Annotated in this window: 14 protein-coding genes; 5 read left to right on the top strand and 9 right to left on the bottom strand. The window is 73.3% G+C overall.

From position 1 onward, the window contains the following. The first annotated feature begins 167 nt into the window (after positions 1-167). From OG982_RS02595 to OG982_RS02585, 3 genes are all read left to right on the top strand, one after another. Positions 168-1,061: a LysR family transcriptional regulator gene (locus tag OG982_RS02595; protein ID WP_266790108.1), complete on the top strand. Its 894-nt coding sequence runs from the start codon at positions 168-170 to the stop codon at positions 1,059-1,061. A 98-nt stretch (positions 1,062-1,159) separates the two neighbouring features. Then, entirely contained in the window at positions 1,160-2,422 is a 1,263-nt protein-coding gene (locus OG982_RS02590) for an Ig domain-containing protein (RefSeq protein WP_266947832.1), read from the top strand. A gap of 86 nt (positions 2,423-2,508) precedes the next feature. Further along, a complete protein-coding gene (locus OG982_RS02585; RefSeq protein WP_266947830.1) occupies positions 2,509-3,774 on the top strand; it encodes a cytochrome P450 in 1,266 nt (421 codons plus the stop codon). Positions 3,775-3,792: 18 nt separating this feature from the next. Here OG982_RS02585 and OG982_RS02580 read toward each other — a convergent pair whose 3' ends face one another. After that, positions 3,793-4,893: an esterase family protein gene (locus OG982_RS02580; RefSeq protein ID WP_266947828.1), complete on the bottom strand. Its 1,101-nt coding sequence runs from the start codon at positions 4,891-4,893 to the stop codon at positions 3,793-3,795. A 180-nt stretch (positions 4,894-5,073) separates the two neighbouring features. On the opposite strand from OG982_RS02580, the gene OG982_RS02575 reads away from it, so the two are divergent. Beyond that, positions 5,074-5,967, top strand: a complete 894-nt coding sequence (locus tag OG982_RS02575) for a hypothetical protein (RefSeq protein ID WP_266947827.1) — start codon at positions 5,074-5,076, stop codon at positions 5,965-5,967. On the opposite strand, the gene OG982_RS02570 is transcribed toward OG982_RS02575, so the two are convergent. The 8 genes from OG982_RS02570 to OG982_RS02535 all read right to left on the bottom strand — a co-directional run bounded on the left by OG982_RS02570 (position 5,933) and on the right by OG982_RS02535 (position 16,124). After that, the gene (locus OG982_RS02570) at positions 5,933-7,561 is read right to left on the bottom strand and encodes a molybdopterin-dependent oxidoreductase (RefSeq protein ID WP_266947826.1); all 1,629 of its coding nucleotides are present in this window, start codon (positions 7,559-7,561) and stop codon (positions 5,933-5,935) included. The genes OG982_RS02575 and OG982_RS02570 overlap by 35 nt on opposite strands. Positions 7,562-7,641: 80 nt before the next feature. Then, on the bottom strand, positions 7,642-8,424 hold the full coding sequence (locus OG982_RS02565; RefSeq protein ID WP_266790119.1) for an oxidoreductase: 783 nt from the start codon (positions 8,422-8,424) through the stop codon (positions 7,642-7,644). Between the two features lie 154 nt (positions 8,425-8,578). Beyond that, positions 8,579-9,157, bottom strand: coding sequence for a TetR/AcrR family transcriptional regulator (locus tag OG982_RS02560; RefSeq protein WP_266947824.1), 579 nt, complete (start codon positions 9,155-9,157; stop codon positions 8,579-8,581). 55 nt (positions 9,158-9,212) lie between these two features. After that, positions 9,213-10,334 (bottom strand): oxygenase MpaB family protein, encoded by a 1,122-nt coding sequence (locus tag OG982_RS02555; RefSeq protein ID WP_266949851.1) that lies wholly within the window; start codon positions 10,332-10,334, stop codon positions 9,213-9,215. A gap of 142 nt (positions 10,335-10,476) precedes the next feature. Further along, entirely contained in the window at positions 10,477-11,511 is a 1,035-nt protein-coding gene (locus OG982_RS02550; RefSeq protein ID WP_266947823.1) for a polyprenyl synthetase family protein, read from the bottom strand. Then, the gene (locus OG982_RS02545; RefSeq protein WP_266947822.1) at positions 11,504-11,791 is read right to left on the bottom strand and encodes a hypothetical protein; all 288 of its coding nucleotides are present in this window, start codon (positions 11,789-11,791) and stop codon (positions 11,504-11,506) included. The genes OG982_RS02550 and OG982_RS02545 overlap by 8 nt, the downstream gene beginning before the upstream one ends. A 233-nt stretch (positions 11,792-12,024) precedes the next feature. Beyond that, on the bottom strand, positions 12,025-14,421 hold the full coding sequence (locus tag OG982_RS02540) for an alpha-N-acetylglucosaminidase (protein WP_266947821.1): 2,397 nt from the start codon (positions 14,419-14,421) through the stop codon (positions 12,025-12,027). An 11-nt stretch (positions 14,422-14,432) separates the two neighbouring features. Continuing rightward, positions 14,433-16,124, bottom strand: a complete 1,692-nt coding sequence (locus OG982_RS02535) for a ricin-type beta-trefoil lectin domain protein (protein WP_266790129.1) — start codon at positions 16,122-16,124, stop codon at positions 14,433-14,435. A 227-nt stretch (positions 16,125-16,351) separates the two neighbouring features. Between OG982_RS02535 and OG982_RS02530 the strand changes: the two genes are divergently transcribed. Continuing rightward, positions 16,352-16,993 (top strand): TetR/AcrR family transcriptional regulator, encoded by a 642-nt coding sequence (locus OG982_RS02530; RefSeq protein WP_266790131.1) that lies wholly within the window; start codon positions 16,352-16,354, stop codon positions 16,991-16,993. Positions 16,994-17,024 lie beyond the last annotated feature (31 nt).

The following is a 17,024-nucleotide window of genomic DNA, read 5'->3' as shown; positions in this document are numbered from 1 at the left end:
CCCGGGCGGACCGGCCCCGGAGCGCGGACCGGCGTACCGCACGGGCGCGGGCTCATGCCGCACCGGTATGCCTTGGGGCCGACCCGGCATGAACGGCGGCCGGGGGTCGGACATTTGTTCACCGTACGGCCCTTACAGGTACAGCATGGCGCGGTTACCGTCCGGTCATGACCCCCACACTCGCGCAGCTTCGTTATCTCGTCGCCGTCGCGGACTGCCGTTCCATCACCGGAGCGGCCGCCTCGGTCTTCGTGGCCCAGTCCGCCCTGTCCCGGGCCGTCCAGGCCATGGAGCGGGACCTCGGAGTCGAGCTCCTGGCCCGCCGGGGCAGGGGAGTCGACCTGACCCCCGAAGGGGCCCGGGTGGTGCGCCTGGCCCGGACCGTGCTCGACGCGGTGGAGGCGATCGACGACATCGGGACGGCGCACGGCAAGGGCGCCCGGGTCCCGCTCACGCTCGTCACCACGCCGACGCTGGCCCTCGATCTGGCCGCCGACCTGATCCCCGGCTTCACCGACCGGCACCCCGGGGTGGACGTCCGGCTCCAGCAGCGCGACAGCAGGGAGGACCTGGTGCAGGAACTCCTCGACGGACGCGTAGAGCTGGCCCTGGTCGACCTGCCCGTCGACAAGGAGCTCTCCACGCACCACATCCAGGAGCGCGAGGTCGTCCTGATCTCGCCCATCGGCTCCCGGCTGCCCGACCCGGTGCCGTTCCGGCTGCTCGACGGGCTCCCCATGGTGCTCCCGACCCCGGGCGCCGGGCGCCGCACCGAGATGGAGGCCATGTTCAGCTGCCTCGGCGTCCGGCCCGTACCCTCCCTGGAGGTCGACGAACGGCTCGCCTGGGTGACGGGGGTGACCGACGGGCGCGGCTCGCTCATCTGGTACCGGGACGTGGCGCTGCGGGCCTTCGGGCACCGGGCGGAGGTCCGCTCCTTCGACCCGCCCCTGCTGCGCCCGGTGGGGATCGCGCACGCCCGGCGGCCGCTGAGCCGCGCCGCGCGGGCGTTCATCGCCAGCGCCCGGCACAAGGCGCCGGTGCGGGAGCCGGCCCGGTGACGGGGCGTTCCAGACATGCCCGCCCGGCATTGAACGATGCTCAAAGGGGCGGTGGTTGGGCCTGGCGCCGACAACTGATGGCCTGTCACATGGTGGTCATGTCACGACTCCTCACACCCCCGAGAGCCGCCGCCCTGGCGACCGCGGCCCTCGCCACCGCCCTGTCGGCCACCGTCTGGATGGCCGACGCGAGCGCGTCCGCCGGTCCGGGCGCGGTCCCGGCGGCGGCCACCGCCCTGGCCCCGGAGAAGAAGTGCACGCTGCCCGGCGGCCTCGCCGAGCTCAGCGGCCTCGCCATGAGCCGCACACACCCCGGTGTCTTCTACGCCGTCAACGACAGCGGGAACACCAACCAGGTCTTCGCCATCGACTGCAACGGGGCGAGCGGCCGGCTCGCCGCCACCTACACCGTCTCCGGTGTCGGCAACACCGACTGGGAGGGGCTCGCGATCGGCAAGGACGCGTCCGGCCGCCCGGCGATCCTGGTGGGCGACATCGGGGACAACTTCAGCGGCCGCGCCGAGATCACCGTCCACTCCTTCACCGAGCCCGACCAGCTGGCCAACGCGACGGTGACGCCCGTGACGTACCGCTTCTCCTACGCGGACGGCAGGCACGACGCCGAGTCCCTGCTCGCCGACCCCGTCACCGGGCAGCTCTACGTCGCCAGCAAGCTGATCGGCGCCGCCGGGCAGCTCTACAAGGCCCCGCTGCCCCCGGTGACGGGGCAGGTCAACACCCTCACCGCCGTGCGGCCGGGCCCGGTCTTCGCCACCGACGGGGCGTTCTCGCCGTCGGGCGCCTCCTACGCCCTGCGCAGCGGCGGCCCGCTGGGCGCGAACACCGCCTCCGTGTACGACGCGGCGGGCACCAAGCTGGCGGACGTAGCCCTGCCGGCGCAGTCCCAGGGCGAGACGGTGACGTACTACGACTGCGCGAGCCTGCTCGTCGGATCGGAGAACGACACCCAGATCTGGCGCGTCCCGCTGCCGCCGGAAGCCACCCCGGGCTGCGGGACGACGCCGACGCCCACACCCACCCCGACACCCACCCCGACCCCCACACCCACACCCACGCCCACCCCGACCCCGACGCCCGGTGACCTGAAGCTCGCCAACCCCGGCCCGCAGACCTGCAAGTTCAACCAGTCCTGCACCATCCAGCTCACCGCAACCGGAGGCAAACCCGCCCTCCGCTACGCCGCCACCGGCCTCCCCTGGAACATGACCGTCGACGCGGCCACCGGCCGCATCACCGGCAAACCCTGGGCCACCGGCACCGTCCAGATCGTCGCCACCGCCACCGACACCACCGGGAGCACCGTCAGCGCCGCCTTCCCCCTCGCCGTCGGCTGGTTCTGAGACGCGGCGGGTAATCGCTTGTACAACTCGGTGTCCAGGCCGCAATGTTGACCGAATTTCGTCCGCACCCGGTCAGGAGACCTGGCTTGAACGCCGATGCCCACGCCAACGCCGATACCTCCGCCCCCGCACACGTCATCGACCCCGCGGGCGGCTGCCCGCACGCGCTGAACGCCCGGCTGCGCGCCCGGGGCGCCGTGGCCGAGGTCGTGCTCCCCGGCGGTGTGCCCGGTGCGGTCGTGCTCGGACACGACGCGCTGAGGGAGTTCCTCGGCCACCCCGACGTGGCCAAGGACGCCCGGCACTTCCCGGCCCTGCACGACGGCACCATCGCCCCCGACTGGCCGCTGCGGGTGTTCGCCAACGCCCAGGGCATGCACACCGCCGATGACGCCGATCACCGCCGGCTGCGCTCGCTCGTCGGCAACGCCTTCACCGTCCGCCAGGTGGAGCGGCTGCGCCCGCGCGTCGAGGAGCTGACCGCCGGGCTGCTGGACGGCCTGGCCCGGGCCGCGGCGCAAGCCCCCGACGGGGTCGCCGACCTGCGCACGCACTTCGCCCTCCCGCTCCCGATGAGCGTGATCTGCGAGCTCCTCGGGGTCGACCCGGAGCACCGGGACCGGCTGCACCACCTGTCCAACACCGTGATCATCGCCACCGACACCACCCCCGCCGAGGCGATGGCCGCCGTACGGGAACTCGTCGAGCTGATGGGCACCATCGCGGCCGCCCGCCGCGAAAGCCCCGGCGATGACCTCACCAGCGCCCTGATCGCCGCCCGCGAGGGCGACGGCGACCGCCTCACCGAGGCCGAACTCATCGGCACCATGCGTCTGATGCTCGTCGCGGGCCACGAAACCACCCTCAACCTCATCAGCAACGCCGTCCGCGCGCTCTGCACCCACCGCGACCAGCTGGCGCTCGTCCGGGAGGGCAAGGCCAGCTGGTCGGACGTGGTCGACGAGACCCTGCGCTTCGACGGCCCCGTCAGCTGGTTCCCGTTCCGCTACCCCACCCGCGACCTGGCCGTCGGCGGGACCGTGATCCGGCAGGGCACCCCGGTCCTCGCCGGGTACACCGCCGCCGGCAGGGACGCGGCCTTCCACGGCCCCGACGCCGACCGCTTCGACCTCACCCGCCCCACCGCCGCCCGCAACCTCTCCTTCGGCCACGGCGCGCACTACTGCGTCGGGGCCCCGCTCGCCCGGCTGGAGGCCACCATCGCCCTGGAGCGGCTGTTCACCCGCTTCCCCGACCTCGACCTCGCCGTCCCCGAGCCCGAACTCCCGCACCAGCGCAGCTTCATCGGCAACAGCGTCCAGGCCCTTCCGGTACGCCTGGACCGGAACTGACCCGCCACGGACGGCCGCTCACTCCCGGTCCACCGCGTCGGCCGGACCGCCCGGGCGGCCGGAGCCCGGCGGGGGGAGCTCCGTACTCAGCCAGCCCAGCGCCTCCGGGTACATCCCGCTCCAGGTCTGGAAGTTGTGGCCGCCCTGGGGCCGGACGAGGGTCCTGACGCGCACGCCGGTACCCTCGGCGGCCTTGGCGAACACGGCCAGCTGGGCCGGCGGGCTGTCCTTGTCCTGCGCGGAGGTGGCCAGGAACAGGCCGGTGTCGGCGTTCTTCGTGTGCGTCAGCAGCCACAGCGGGCTGTTGCGCTCCCGCACCGCCGGGTCGGACAGCACCGCCGGGTCCCCGGCCAGCGGGTCGGGGTCCAGGGCCGCGCCCGCGCGGAACACCTTCGGGAACCGGAGCGGCAGCTCGGCCGCGCAGAACCCCCCGGTGGACACGCCCAGCAGCCCCCAGCCCTCTGGCCGGCGCAGGGTACGGAAGTTCCGGGCGACCAGGTCCGGCACGTCCTGGCCGAGCCAGTCGGCCACCCGGTGCCGCCCGACGTTCGCGCAGTCGGTGTTCTTCCCGCCGGGATAGAGCTCCGGGATCACCACGATGAACGGGTGGGCACCGCCCGTGCGCACCAGCTGCTCCAGGGACCCCGGCATGTTGCCCAGGTCGATCCAGGTCCGGGGCGAGCCCGGGTACCCGTGCAGCAGCATCAGCACCGGGAACCGGGTCTTCTCCGCTCCCGGGGCCTCGTACTCCGGGGGAGTCCAGACGATCACCTGCCCGGCGAGCTTCGAGTGGGAGCCGCGGAAGTAGGTGCTCTGGGTGCCGTCGCCGCCCTGCGTGAACCGGGCCCGCCCCAGCGGCGGACCGGTCACCGAGGCGTTCCGCCCGGTGTCGGTGTCCAGCAGGTCGTCCCAGGAGGCGTACAAGCCGTAGCTGCCGTTGATCGAGGTGGCGACGGCACAGATGGCGGTGAGCTGGCACAGCGCGATCATCAGCACCCGCGCCGGCCAGCGCACCCACCCGGGTCCCGGGATCCGGTTCCACAGCAGCAGCAGGGCGAGCATCGCGAGGGCGGTGACGACGATGAGCGTGACGAGGAACGACGTACTGGTCAGCTCCACGGTCCGGGCTCCTGACGTGTCCTGGGTCGTGCTGCCAATGTACGGGGAGCCCCGCTCCCGCAGGCGCTCCCGGAAGGGCCGGTGCGCGCCGTGTCGGACGGTATGAGGTGGCCTTCGAACGACTTGCCGACATGGGCCGTCCGGGCGTACCTCCCGCGCCCCGATGGCGTTGTATGTGCTGTGATCAACGGATTCGCCGAGAGTGCCCCCGGTCACCGCTTTCGCGGCCTGCGGGTCACCGCGGTGGGCTCCGCCGCGGCCGCCGTCACCGTCCCCTCGCGGCGCGCGGTCTGCGCCGAACCCACCTACCAGGTCAAGCTGTTACTGGATCCCGCGAAGGTGCTGGACGCGGACGGCGTACCCCTGGCGGAGCCAGCCGCCGTCCTGCGTCTCGCAGGGGCCGTCGGCTTCGAGTGCGCCCAGTACGTGGACGACGACCGGCTGAGCCTCGCCGCCCAGCGCTGGATCATCCGGATGCGCCGCGACGGCGACGAGAACCACGTCCGCCTGACCTACAAGACCCGCTTCGCCATCGAGGGCGACGGCGCCGACCCGGAGGCCGTACGGCGCGCGCTCGACATCGCCCGGGCGGTCAACTTCGACGCGAGCGACACCAATTACGTGCCGCAGGTCAACCTGGGGTACGCCCGGGCCACCCTCGACTTCTGCAACAAGAAGCGCGAACCCGCCCCGCACCTCGCCCCCGGGGAGCTGCCCGGCCCCGACGCCTCCCGCGCCCTCGCCCGCGACCGGATGCCCGGCAAGCTCCGCAAATGGCCGCCGAAACCGGCCGGCTGGGCCGAGTCCGTGACCGCCAACTCCCTCGTGTACGGGCCCCTTCGGCAGACCAACTACTCCGGTCGGCTGCTCGGCCGCCCGCTGGAGATGCAGGTGACCCCGCTGTACACGGAGGCCGGCGAGCCGACCTGGTTCGCCGAGATCACCGCGAAGGCGGCCACCTTGCGCGAGGCCGTGGACCTCCGCTGCGACCTGATCGGCAAGCTCCGCCCGGAGGGCTGGCTGCTGGAGCGGGAGGCCTTCAAGACCGACCTGATCCTCGCGCCGCGCCCGTGAGCCCGGTGTGGGCGCGGACCCGCACCACCACGGAGTGCCAGCCCGTCGCCCCGTCCGGGACGGTCCCGGCGCGCTCGCCCGTCTGGACGGCGCCGGCGCCGTCCGTGGCGCGGACCTCCAGGGTGTGCGTACCCGGGGTGGCCGCCCACTGCCACACCCACTGGCGCCAGGTGTCGACCCCGTCGGCGGCCGCCAGCCGGGCCTCCTGCCACGGCCCGCCGTCCACCCGAACCTCCACCCCGGCGATGCCCCGGTGCTGCGCCCATGCCACCCCGGCCACCGCGACCCGGCCCTCGGTCGGTTCGGCCAACGGGCGCGGGGTGTCGATCCGCGACTGGGTCTTGACCGGCCCCCGCGCCGCCCAGGAACGCCGGACCCAGTACGCGTCGTACGCCGCGAAGGTGGTCAGCCGCAGCTCGGTCAGCCACTTGCAGGCGGAGACGTACCCGTACAGGCCCGGTACGACCATCCGTACGGGGAAGCCGTGGGCGAAGGGCAGCGGCTCGCCGTTCATCCCGACGGCCAGCAGCGCCTCCCGGCCGTCCATGACCGTCTCGACGGGTGTGCCGAGGGTCATGCCGTCCACCGAGCGCGCCACCAGCTGGTCGGCCGGGCCACCCTGTGACGGCGGCCGGACGCCCGCCTCGCGGAGCAGGTCGGCGAGGCGGACCCCGAGCCAGCGGGCGTTGCCCGCGTACGGGCCGCCGACCTCGTTGGACACGCAGGTCAAGGTGATGTCGTGCTCGACGAGCGGGCGGGCGAGGAGCTCCCGCAGGTCGAGGGTGAGGGGGCGGGTGACGCCCTCGCCGTGGAGGGTCAGCCGCCAGCCGTCCGCGTCCACGCGCGGGACGACCAGGGCGGTGTCCACCCGGTAGAAGTCCCGGTTCGGGGTGACGAACGGCGAGATCCCGGGCACCCGCAGCTCCGCCCCCGCCGGTACGGGCGGCGCCGGCACGGCCGGCCGGGGCAGGACGAGGTCGGCCCGCGAGGTGGTGGCCCCCGCCGAGCCGTAGGCGCCCAGGCGCCGCCCGGCGTATCCGGCGCCCGCCGAGACCGCGAGCACCGCGAGCACCATCCGCCCGAAGCCGCGCCGGTCCATCGCCCAGGTCCCGCCGGGCGGCGCGCCCGCCAGCCGGGGCCGGTTCACCGCCGTGACCAGCAGGTACAGCACCCCGGCCGAGGCCAGAGCGCCGACCAGCGAGGGCAGCGCGTCGTTCCACGAGGCCTCGGGGCGACTGAGCGCGGCCGCCGCCCCGATCAGCCCGAAGGACCCGGCGAGGGCGATCCCGGCGGGCAGGTGCCGTACGGCGATCAGCCCGGCCAGTGCGGCCACCACGGCGAGGACGGCGACGATGCCGAGGGTCAGCACCAGCTTGTCGGCGGTCCCGAACTGGCGGATCGCCCACTCCTTGAGGGCGGCCGGCGTACGGTCGACCACCGCCCCGCCGACAGCCGTGAGCGGCGCGGCCTCGGGCCGCACGACGACGGCCGCCAGCTCCGCCACCGCCAGCCCGGCACACGCGGCGACCACCCCGCTGACGGCGCCGAGCACACGCCGACGCGACTGCCTCGGCTCTGCTTTCTCGGGGACCATACGCACTCACCATCCGCCGGGGACGGTACGAATTATCCCCCTCGGTATCCGCGCGGCAGCGTCTCGGCGCGCTTCCCGGATCAGAGTGTCTTGACCGTGCCGCCGTCGATGACGTGGTCGGCGCCGGTGATGTTGCCGGCGACGTCGGAGAGGAGGAAGGCGATCAGGGCGGCGACCTCCCCCGGTTCCGTGACGCGCCCGGTGGTGATGCCGAAGGCCTGCGGGATCTGCCGGAGGAAGGCGGCGTGCTCGACACCGGCCGCGGCCGCCACCTTGCCGCCGTAGCCGTCGGGGTCCTCCCAGAGGGAGGTGCGGACCACTCCGGGGGAGACGGTGTTGACGCGCACGCCCCGGGGGCCGAACTCCTCGGCCAGGGACTTGCCGAGCGCCGCCAGGGCCGCCTTGGCGGCGCTGTAGGCCACCGGGCCGGCGGAAGGGAGCCGGGAGTTGACGGAGGAGACGTTGACGATCGCGCCGCGGCGTTCGATCAGGCTGGGCAGGGCGGCCCGGGTCGTGCGGACGGCGCTGAGCAGGTTGATGTCGAAGGTCCGGGTCCACTGGGAGTCGTCGGTGTCGAGGAAGCCGACGGGCCGGACGTCGTCCCCGCCTCCGACGTTGTTGACCAGGAGATCGATGCCGCCGAGCTCGGCGAGGGCGCCGTCGATGAGGGTGGTGACGCCCTCGGCGGTGCTCAGGTCGGCCGGCACCGCGTGCGCGCCGGTCTCCTTCAGTTCGGGGGTGAGGGTGCGGGCGGCGCCCACGACGCGGACGCCTTCGGCGATCAGGGTCCGGACGGTGGCGAGGCCGATGCCGCGGCTCGCGCCGGTGACGACGGCAGTCTTGGCGGTCAGGTTGAGGTTCACGACACTCCGGATTCTCTGGACGGCGAGGCGCCGCCAACGATTTTTGAACTGTGAGTACAAAATGTGGGTGGCGGGAGCCCATGGGATGGGTTTCCGTGGTTCAGGTCAGGTCGGGTCGGGTCGGGTCGGGTCGGGTCGGAGGGGGCCGTTCAGGTCAGAGGGAGTCGACGGTCGCGTCGATCACCCGGGTGAGCCGGCCGGACCCTTCGGCGACGCGCGCCATGAGCCGCAGCCCCACCACCGTGTTCAGCAGCATGCTGCCCAGGGCGGCCGGGTCGCGCCCGGGCGCGATCTCCCCGGACCGCTGGCCCTCCTCGATCAGGGCGCGGAAGGCGCCCTCGGTGCGATCGAACATGCGCCGTACGAGCCCGGTCGCCACCTCGTCGGTTCCGGCGAGCTCGGCCGCGGTGTTCACGGCCAGGCAGCCGCGACGGTCCGGGTCGGCCAGGTCCATCTCGGCGAGCAGCTCCAGCGTCCTGCGCAGCCGGGCCTTGACCGGGCCGGGCTCTTCGAGCAGCTCCACCAGGGCGAGGGCCTGGCTGTCGCGATAGCGCCGGAGCGCCAGCTCGAACAGGGCGTGCTTGCTGCCGAAGGCGTTGTAGAGGCTGCCCTTGCCGATGCCGAGCGCGTCGACCAGGTCCTGCGGGGTGCTGGCGGCGTACCCCTTGCGCCAGAACACCTGCATGGCCTGCTCGACGGCGGCGTCCGGATCGAACTGCTTCGGCCTTCCCATGATCGGTACGCTATCCGATTCTTGACTCAGAGGTCAAGAACTGTGCGGGCCCCGCTCAGTGCACCGGCGCCGGCGGTACCCAGCGGCCGGTCCGCGGCGGCTTCAGGCCGTACTCGGGCTTCAGCTCCGCCGGGATCGCGTGGTGCATCACCCTGCCCCGGGTCAGGGCGGACAGCTCGAGGCCCGACAGGACCGAGCCCGCCTTGTCGAGCGCCCATTCCCCGAACGGGCTGCTGTCCTCGATGGTCTCCAGCAGTCCGAGGAAGACGGGAACGGCCCGGGCCGCCGCGTCCCAGGGACTGCGCGGGACCTCCAGCCAGCCGGAGATGGTGTCGCCGACGAGGTAGCGGATGGTCGCCGGGACCATCGGGTCGAAGAGGGTGCCGGGCACCACGTCCTCGTACAGCCGCATCAGCTGGGCGTTCAGCGTGACGCCCTCGGAGGAGGGGCCGAGACCGCGCCGCAGGTAGAGGTCGAGGTATGCGCGGCACTCGGTGAGGGTCTCGGGCGCCGCCGACATGTCGCAGCCCAGCATCGCGGCCACGACCCGCCAGGCGTAGAAGTACGCCTCCGCGCCCTCCTCGGTCATGTGTACGCCGAGCCGGTGCATGGCGTCCAGGACCAGCAGCGAGAACAGGCCGAACCCGCCGATCATGTCCTCCTGGCAGATCGGCAGCCCGTCCCGCGCCACGTCCCAGTGGCCGCCCTCGCGCAGGTGGTGGCGGACCGCGGCGTGCAGAAGGCGAACCTTCTGGGCGGCCGGGATGAACTTGCTGCCCTCCGCGAACGCGTCGGTCCGCATCAGGTACGTGACGAACTGCCCCGTGTTGGCCATCCGCCGCGACGGGTACGCGAGCGAGTGCGTCGAGGAGAGCAGCCGGGCGAGCCGGGGGAGGGCGTAGCTCACGGGCATCGCCGAGAAGGACAGGCCGGTGTTGATGTGGGCCGCGTTGTCGATGAAGAACAGCCGGGCCCGCTCCATGACGTCCCAGTCCACCCAGGCCGGGGGCATCGCCGTCGCCTCGAAGTACTCGGCCGCGGCCGCCGGGAGCCGCTCGGGGAGCTTGTCCCCGGCGGTGGTGAAGAACCGCATCAGGGTGTTGAGGTCGCCCACCTCGCCGCGGCGGATCATCGTGGCCACGGCCGCGTCGGCGAGCGGGTCCCCCTGGCCGCTCAGGACGTCGAGCGCGGCGTCGTCGTAGCGGACCCCGCGCGGGGCGGCCGGGGGATCGGCCTGCGGGTCGGCCGACGGGGTGGTGTGGGTGGCGTTCACTACGGTCGTCCCTCTGGTCATGGCTCGTGATGACTGGCTTCTGTGACTACAGGGAGCGGTCGGCGGCCGTACCGGCCAGCTCGCGCAGCGCGGACCGCGCCTGCGCCGGCATCGCCACGGTGTCCAGCGCGGCCGCCGCCCGGTCGATCCGCTCCCGGATCATGGCCTCGACCCGTTCGCGGGCCCCGAGGTGCTCCATCAACTCCCGTACGGAGGAGGCCTCTTCCGGGCCCAGATCCGGGTTGCCGACCAGCTTGCCGAGGAGTCGGCGGTCGTCCTCCCCGGCCGCCTCCAGGGTCAGGGCGAGCAGCGCGGTGGGTTTCCCGCCCCGCAGGTCGTCCAGGTTCGACTTGCCGGTCCTGGCCGGGTCGCCGAAGGTGCCGAGCAGGTCGTCGCGCAGCTGGAAGGCCTCGCCGAGGGGCAGTCCGTACGCCGAGAACGCGTCGGACAGGTCGCGCGGGCCGCCGCCGAGGGTGGCGCCCAGCTGGAGCGGCCGTTCCACCGTGTACTTGGCGGTCTTGTAGCGCGCCACCTCCAGGGACTCCGCCACCCGCGGTTCCCGGGCCGGTCCGGCGGCGGTGCGCAGCACCTCCAGGAACTCGCCGGCCATCGTCTCGCGCAACAGGGTGGTCCACAGCGGGACGGTCCGCGCGAGGTAGGCCCCGGGCAGCCCGCAGGAGGTGAACAGGTGGCCCGCGTACCCCATCAGCAGGTCGCCGAGGATGATCGCGAGGGCCGTGGAGCGCTGTCCGGCGGCGTCGAAGGCGGCGTGCGCGGTGAGCTGGCCGTGCCGCATCCGGCTGCCGTCGATGATGTCGTCGTGGGTGCAGGCCGCCGCGTGGACGAGTTCCATGGCGGCCGCGGCCCGGATCACGGACTCGCAGTCGGGCTGGCCCGCGGCCCGCCACCCCCAGTACAGGAACGCCGCGCGGATCCGCTTCCCGCGCGCCAGGGAACGGCGCAACTGCTCGGTCAGCGGCGAGAGTTCGGCGTGCAGCCCGAGGAGGGCCTCTTCCTCCTCGTCGGCAAGCCGGACCAGCACCTCGTCGACGCGCTCCTTGAAGCCGGTGTGGTCATGCACGCGGGTGGCCGGCCCGCTCGGCGGCGCGGCGGGCCATGGTCTCCAGGTAGTTCTCGTTCTCCGCCGCCGCTCCCGCCCGGCGGGTGGCGAGTTCGCCGCGCTTGCGCAGTTCCACCACCCCGTCCGTGAGCAGCTCCCGCAGGTCGGACCGGCGCAGTGCCTCCTGCGCCCGGTCCGCGGACTGGCGTAACTGGTCCAGGGCCAGATCGGCGGCCCCGGCGGCGAGGAGCGTCAGCAGCTCCAGCGTCGCGGAGGGCCGCTCCGGCTCGGTGTCGGACATGCCCGGTGCACTCCTGACGGCCTCGCGCCGGTGGCAGCGCGTTGGAAGGAGCGGCCGCCGGACGGCTGAGACAGCCCCGACGACCGCCCCTGATCGTTTCCGTGCCAGTGAACCGAGTGCCCGGCCCGCGCGGCGAGCGGGCCGCATCCTTCTCCCCCGGACGGGTCGCGAGATTCCCACGGGAGGGTGAGATCACCCGGGGACCTGATCGCCACCGTCCCCGGTGGTGTAGCTCAGTTGACGTCCTTAGCCGTCGCGGTGGTGGCGGCGAGGCCGCGCGCGACCCCGGCCGCCAGGGCGTACGGGTCGCCGCTCGGCCCGCTCGGATGCCTGGTGGTACGGCGCGCCCAGTCCTCCTCGAAGTCGTGCCAGTCGATCGCCACCGGCGCGGCCCCCTTGACCAGGGCGTCCTCCAGCGAGGTGAAGTAGACCTCCCACCGCCGCGCGTACAACTCGCTGATCAGGCCGCTCCATTCGCGGTTCGCGTAGTCGTGCAGGAAGCCGCCCTCGCTGGTGCTGCGCCGGCCCCACACGCTCAGCAGGGAGCGCGCGTCGTACTCGTAACGGTCCCGCTCGGCCTCGTCCGCGCCCCAGGAGCGGGCCGCGCCCAGCCAGCCGCCCAGCAGGAAGTTCGGGTCGGATCCGACCAGGGCATCCAAGTCCCGCTCGCCGTCGCGCCATTGGGCCGTCAGGTTCCGGAAGCCGGCAAGGTCCTTGGCCTCGTACGCCGTCTTGATCTTCGGGAGCAGCACCCGCGACTGGTTCGCGAGCGCCTGCCGGGCCGTGTCCACGAGGTCGAAGCGGTACGCGCTGGAGCCGCGCAGCTCCGGCTTCACCTTGAGCAGGTGGTCCAGGGCCTTGCGTACCGAATCCGCCGTGTACCGCATGGACTTGGGACTCCAGTACGCCGCCCCCGCCGCCGTCAGGCTCGGCCGGGCCGTGAACAGGCTGTCCTGGGACTCCGACCACAGGCCGGAGGAGGTGCTGTACGGGCCCTTGCGCAGCTCCTCCCAGGCCGCCGCGGCCTCCGCGTCGGGCCTCCCGTACCGGCGCGCCGCGAAATCGGCGAACCACCGCTTCTGGTCGATCGGCCCCGGCTCCCAGGCCAGGTCCGTGTACAGGTCGAAGGCGGCCGGGTTGGTCCCGGTGGCCTCCGGCAGGTACGCGATCCCCTTCAGCGCGCTGTTGGGCTTCGCCCGCCAGGCGCCGAACCGGTCGATCCACACCGAGGTGTTGGCGCCGACCGTGGTGTGCCCGCCGAAGTTGTAGATCGTGCCGATCGCGTACGGGGCGCCACCCCAACGGGCTTCGCGGTCCAGGCGGTTGTACCGGTCGGACAGCCCGTCCAGGATCAGCAGCTTCGAGGTGTCCACCCCGGCCAGCAGCTCCGCCGTCGGATCGTCCTGCCAGCCCAGCACCGCCCACAGCGCGCCGGGGTGCGCCGCGTGCAGGGCCCGCTGGATCGCCCCGGCGGCGGTTTTCACGTCCACCGAGCCGGTCTGGCCGCCCTCGTGCAGCGGGCTCATCCGGTACATGGCGCTGTCCCCGAACACCGCCCGCTGCTCGGCGTAGTAGGAGGCCGCGAGCCGCTGGAACACCTGCGAGGACGGGTCCATCCAGTCGGGGCGGTCGAAGCCCGCCCAGTCACCCTGCGCCACGGTGGCGGCGCCCGGGTTGCGGGCGGCGAACTCCGGCGGCACGGTACCGAAGTAACCCGGCAGCACCGGGGTCATGCCGAGCCCGCGCAGCTGCTCGGCGATCCGCCCGCCGAGCTCGGCGCGTTCTCTCATCAGCCGCTCGGTGACCGGGCCGCCGAACCCGCTCAGGTTCTGCAGCAGCCACCAGCTCTGATGAGCGGGGCCGGGGATCCACTCCCGCAGCTCCTCGGCGGAGTAGCCGAAGCCCTGGAGCGCCCGGTAGTACGGGTACTCGGCGCCGACCTGCACGAACACCTCGTTGATGCCGTGCAGGGCGAGCAGGTCGATCTGCCGCTGGTGCTCCTCGAAGGAGCGGTACGGGCCCGAGTAGCCGTCGTCCGTGTCGTTGAGCGCGTACCGGTGCGGGACCAGCGCGCTGCGGGTGACCGGCGCCGGTACTCCCGGCAGCCTCGCCGGCAGCATCCCGAGGCTGTCGCCGGGCCAGCCGATGTCGGCGCCCGCGACGTGCTGGAGGTACCAGCCGACGCCGGTGAGCAGGGTGGCCCCGGTCGAGCCGCGCACGGTGAGGGCGCCCGGCGTACCGGACACGGTGAAGGTGTCGGCCCCGGCGGCCTCGTCCGCGACCAGCGTGAACTGGTCGGCGTGCCGGGGCAGCAGCCGCTCCAGCGCGGCCCGCGCCGGGGCCACGTCGAAGGCCCGCCGCGGCGCTGCCGCCGGCCGCGCGTCCTCCCGTACCCCCGGCAGGGCCCTCTCCTGTACGTCGGCCCGCGCGGGCGGGCGCGCACCCGGAGCGGTGGCTCCGGGCGCTGCCCCCGAGCAGAGCAGGGTCAGCAGCGCGGCGGGCAGCACCGCGAGCGCGGCCCGCCGGCGGCGCGGCGGGGGCGTCGGAGTTGACGGGGTCGCCGAGCTGGTCGGGCTGGTCGGGGTCGTCGGGGTCGTCGGGTACGTCGGGTTCGGCTTCGAGTGGGTCATCGGGCGCCCCTTCAGACCGGCAGGGACCAGGCCTGGTCGACCCGGTGGTCGCCGCACTCGGCCAGCCGCAGCCGCTCGGCCGGGGCGTCCGGGGTCGCGGCCGCCGCCGGGGCCGTCAGGCACAGCTCGCTCACGGCCTCGACCAGAGCCCCGTCCCGGCGGTGCGTCCAGCTCTGCCCCGGCTCGCCGGCCGCGCACTTCGCGAGCTCCACCGAGCCGTTCTCGCCCGCCGACAGGCACTTGCCGGCCAGCCGCAGGCTCGCGTCGGGCCCCAGGGTCCAGCGCTGGTCGGCGCCCGCCGTGCAGGACGCCATCACGACCGCGCCGACCCCGGTGGTGTTGGCCCCGTCGGCGCACTTGGCGCCGTCGCCGTTGATCTGCCCGGTCGGGACGGCATCGGCGCAGCCGCGCGGGCTGAGCCGCCAGACGGCCGTGTCGTGCCCGGCCAGCTTCCCGGTCAGGGAGTCGGAGACCTCGGTGCGCGCTCCGCTCCACAGGTCCTTGGCGTCCACGGTGCAGGAGTCCAGCCCGATGTCAGCCAGCGGTACGGAGATGTCCCGGGTGTTGCCGGAGCGGTTGAGGACGGCGACGGCGCGGTCCCCGTTCGCCAGCGGCCGGGCCAGTACCTCGAAGGTGGCGTTGGAGGAGACCACCGCGCCCTGACGGCCCATCGGGTCCTGGTCGAGCTCGATCAGATCGGCGTTGCCGAGCGCCTTGAGCCCGGCCGGGGTGAGCTGGGAGACATCGGAGGACAAGATGAAGGGGGCGGCCATCATCGCCCACAGGCCGACCTGGCTGCGGCTCTCCGCCTCGGTGAGCCCGGGGGCGCCCGCGATCAGGAAGTCGGGGTCGTTCCAGTTGCCGGGGCCCGCGTACCGGCCGAGCCAGCGGTTGTAGCCGTAGTTGCCCATCACCGAGCTCCAGCGGGAGGTCGCGGGCGCGGCCGGCTGGTAGACCTTGATGTCCTTGCCCTCACGCCACAGCTGGCCGCTCTCGCCGACCCAGCCGAGCACCTTGTGCCAGTCGGAGCCGCCCCACTCGCCCTGCTGGAAGTAGGCGGGCGCGGACGCGGACAGCACCATGTCCCGTCCGGAGTCGCGCAGGGCCCGGGCCACGGCACCGTACGCGTCGCGGTAGGCCTGCTCCTTCGTCTTGCCCGGCGGCACCCAGAGGTTGCAGCCGTCCATCTTGACGTAGTCCACCTTCCAGGAGGCGAACAGTCGGGCGTCCTGGTCGTAGTGGTCCGCGCCGCCGCCGGCCGGGGCCCCGCTGCCGGGGTACTTCTCGCAGGTGAGGGAGCCGGCGTCCTGGTAGATGCCGAACTTCAGGCCCTTGGCGTGCAGGTACTCGCCGAGCCAGGCCATGCCGTGCGGGAACTTTGCGGTGTCGGTGACGAGGTCGCCCCGCGCGTCACGGGTCGTCCGCATCCAGCAGTCGTCCACGGTCACCGTGTCGTAGCCCTTGGCGGCGAGTCCCGTGCGGACGAGCGCGTCCGCGTTCGCGACGACCTTGGCCTCGTCGATGTCGCACATGTAGTGCGCCCAGTTGTTCCAGCCCATGGGCGGGGTGAGCGCGAGCGGGGTGTCCGAGGTGGCGTTGGGCTCGGCGTTCGCCGTCGTGGGGGCGGTGAGGGGGGAGAGCGCGAGGGCGAACAGGGTGACCGCGGTCAGGCAGGGGAGCGACGCACGCAGGCGAGGCGGCACGGAGTCTCCTTGACGTGGGGGTGGGACGGGCGGTTCCGGGGACGGTGGCCGTGTCGCCCAGTGCAGCGCTGTGGTTACCCTCTGTCAACGAAGGTCGATGCATATCGGCCAATGACCAGCAATATGGCCGTAGTCGGAGTCACACGATCGGGGAGTCCCGTGACGGCCGGGCGTGTGCTAACGCGGTCGATACGGTGGCTGTTACGTCGTCTGATACGGTGTATCTCATGCCGAGAAGATCAGCCGCCCTGGACCGCGCGACGCCCGAGGCGATCGCCGTCGCCGCCCTGCGGATCCTCGACGAGCAGGGCCCGAACGCGCTGAGCTTCCGCGCACTAGCCGAACGGCTCGACGTCTCCCACGCCACCGTCCAGCGCCGCTGCGCCGATCTGGCCGGACTGCTGGACCTGTGCACCGAGCACCTCGCCGCGCAGCTGCCCGACATCCCCGCCGGAACCGGCTGGGCCGAGGCCACCGAGCTCCGGTTCAGCGCGCTGTACCGGCTGCTCACCGCCCACCCCGGGCTGCTGGTGCTGCGCGGCGGCCGGCCCTGGCTCGGGCGGCAGCTGCTGGCCCGGCTCGTCGAGCCCGCGCTCGCCGACAGCGTGGCCGCCGGGATGACCCCGGCCGAGGCGATGACCGCGTACCGACGGATGTACCTGCTCACCCTGGGCAGCGCGGCCTTCGTCGACCACCGAGACCCGGCCGGGGCGACCGCCGCCTCGCGGGCGGCGCTCGCCGCGCTGGACCCGGAGCGGTTCCCGGTGCTCTCGGGCGGGCTGGCCGACGTACTGCCGCCGCTGACCGACCACGAGGTGTACTACGGCGCCCTGCGCCAGCTCATCGAGGCCAACCGGCCCGGTGTCTGAAGCCGCATGAAGCCGCGTGAAGCCGCGTGAA

It is taken from the genome of Streptomyces sp. NBC_01551, from assembly GCF_026339935.1.
Taxonomy (GTDB): Bacteria; Actinomycetota; Actinomycetes; order Streptomycetales; family Streptomycetaceae; genus Streptomyces.
Note: the sequence above shows the minus strand (reverse complement) of the source record. Positions and strands in the feature narration are given on the sequence as shown.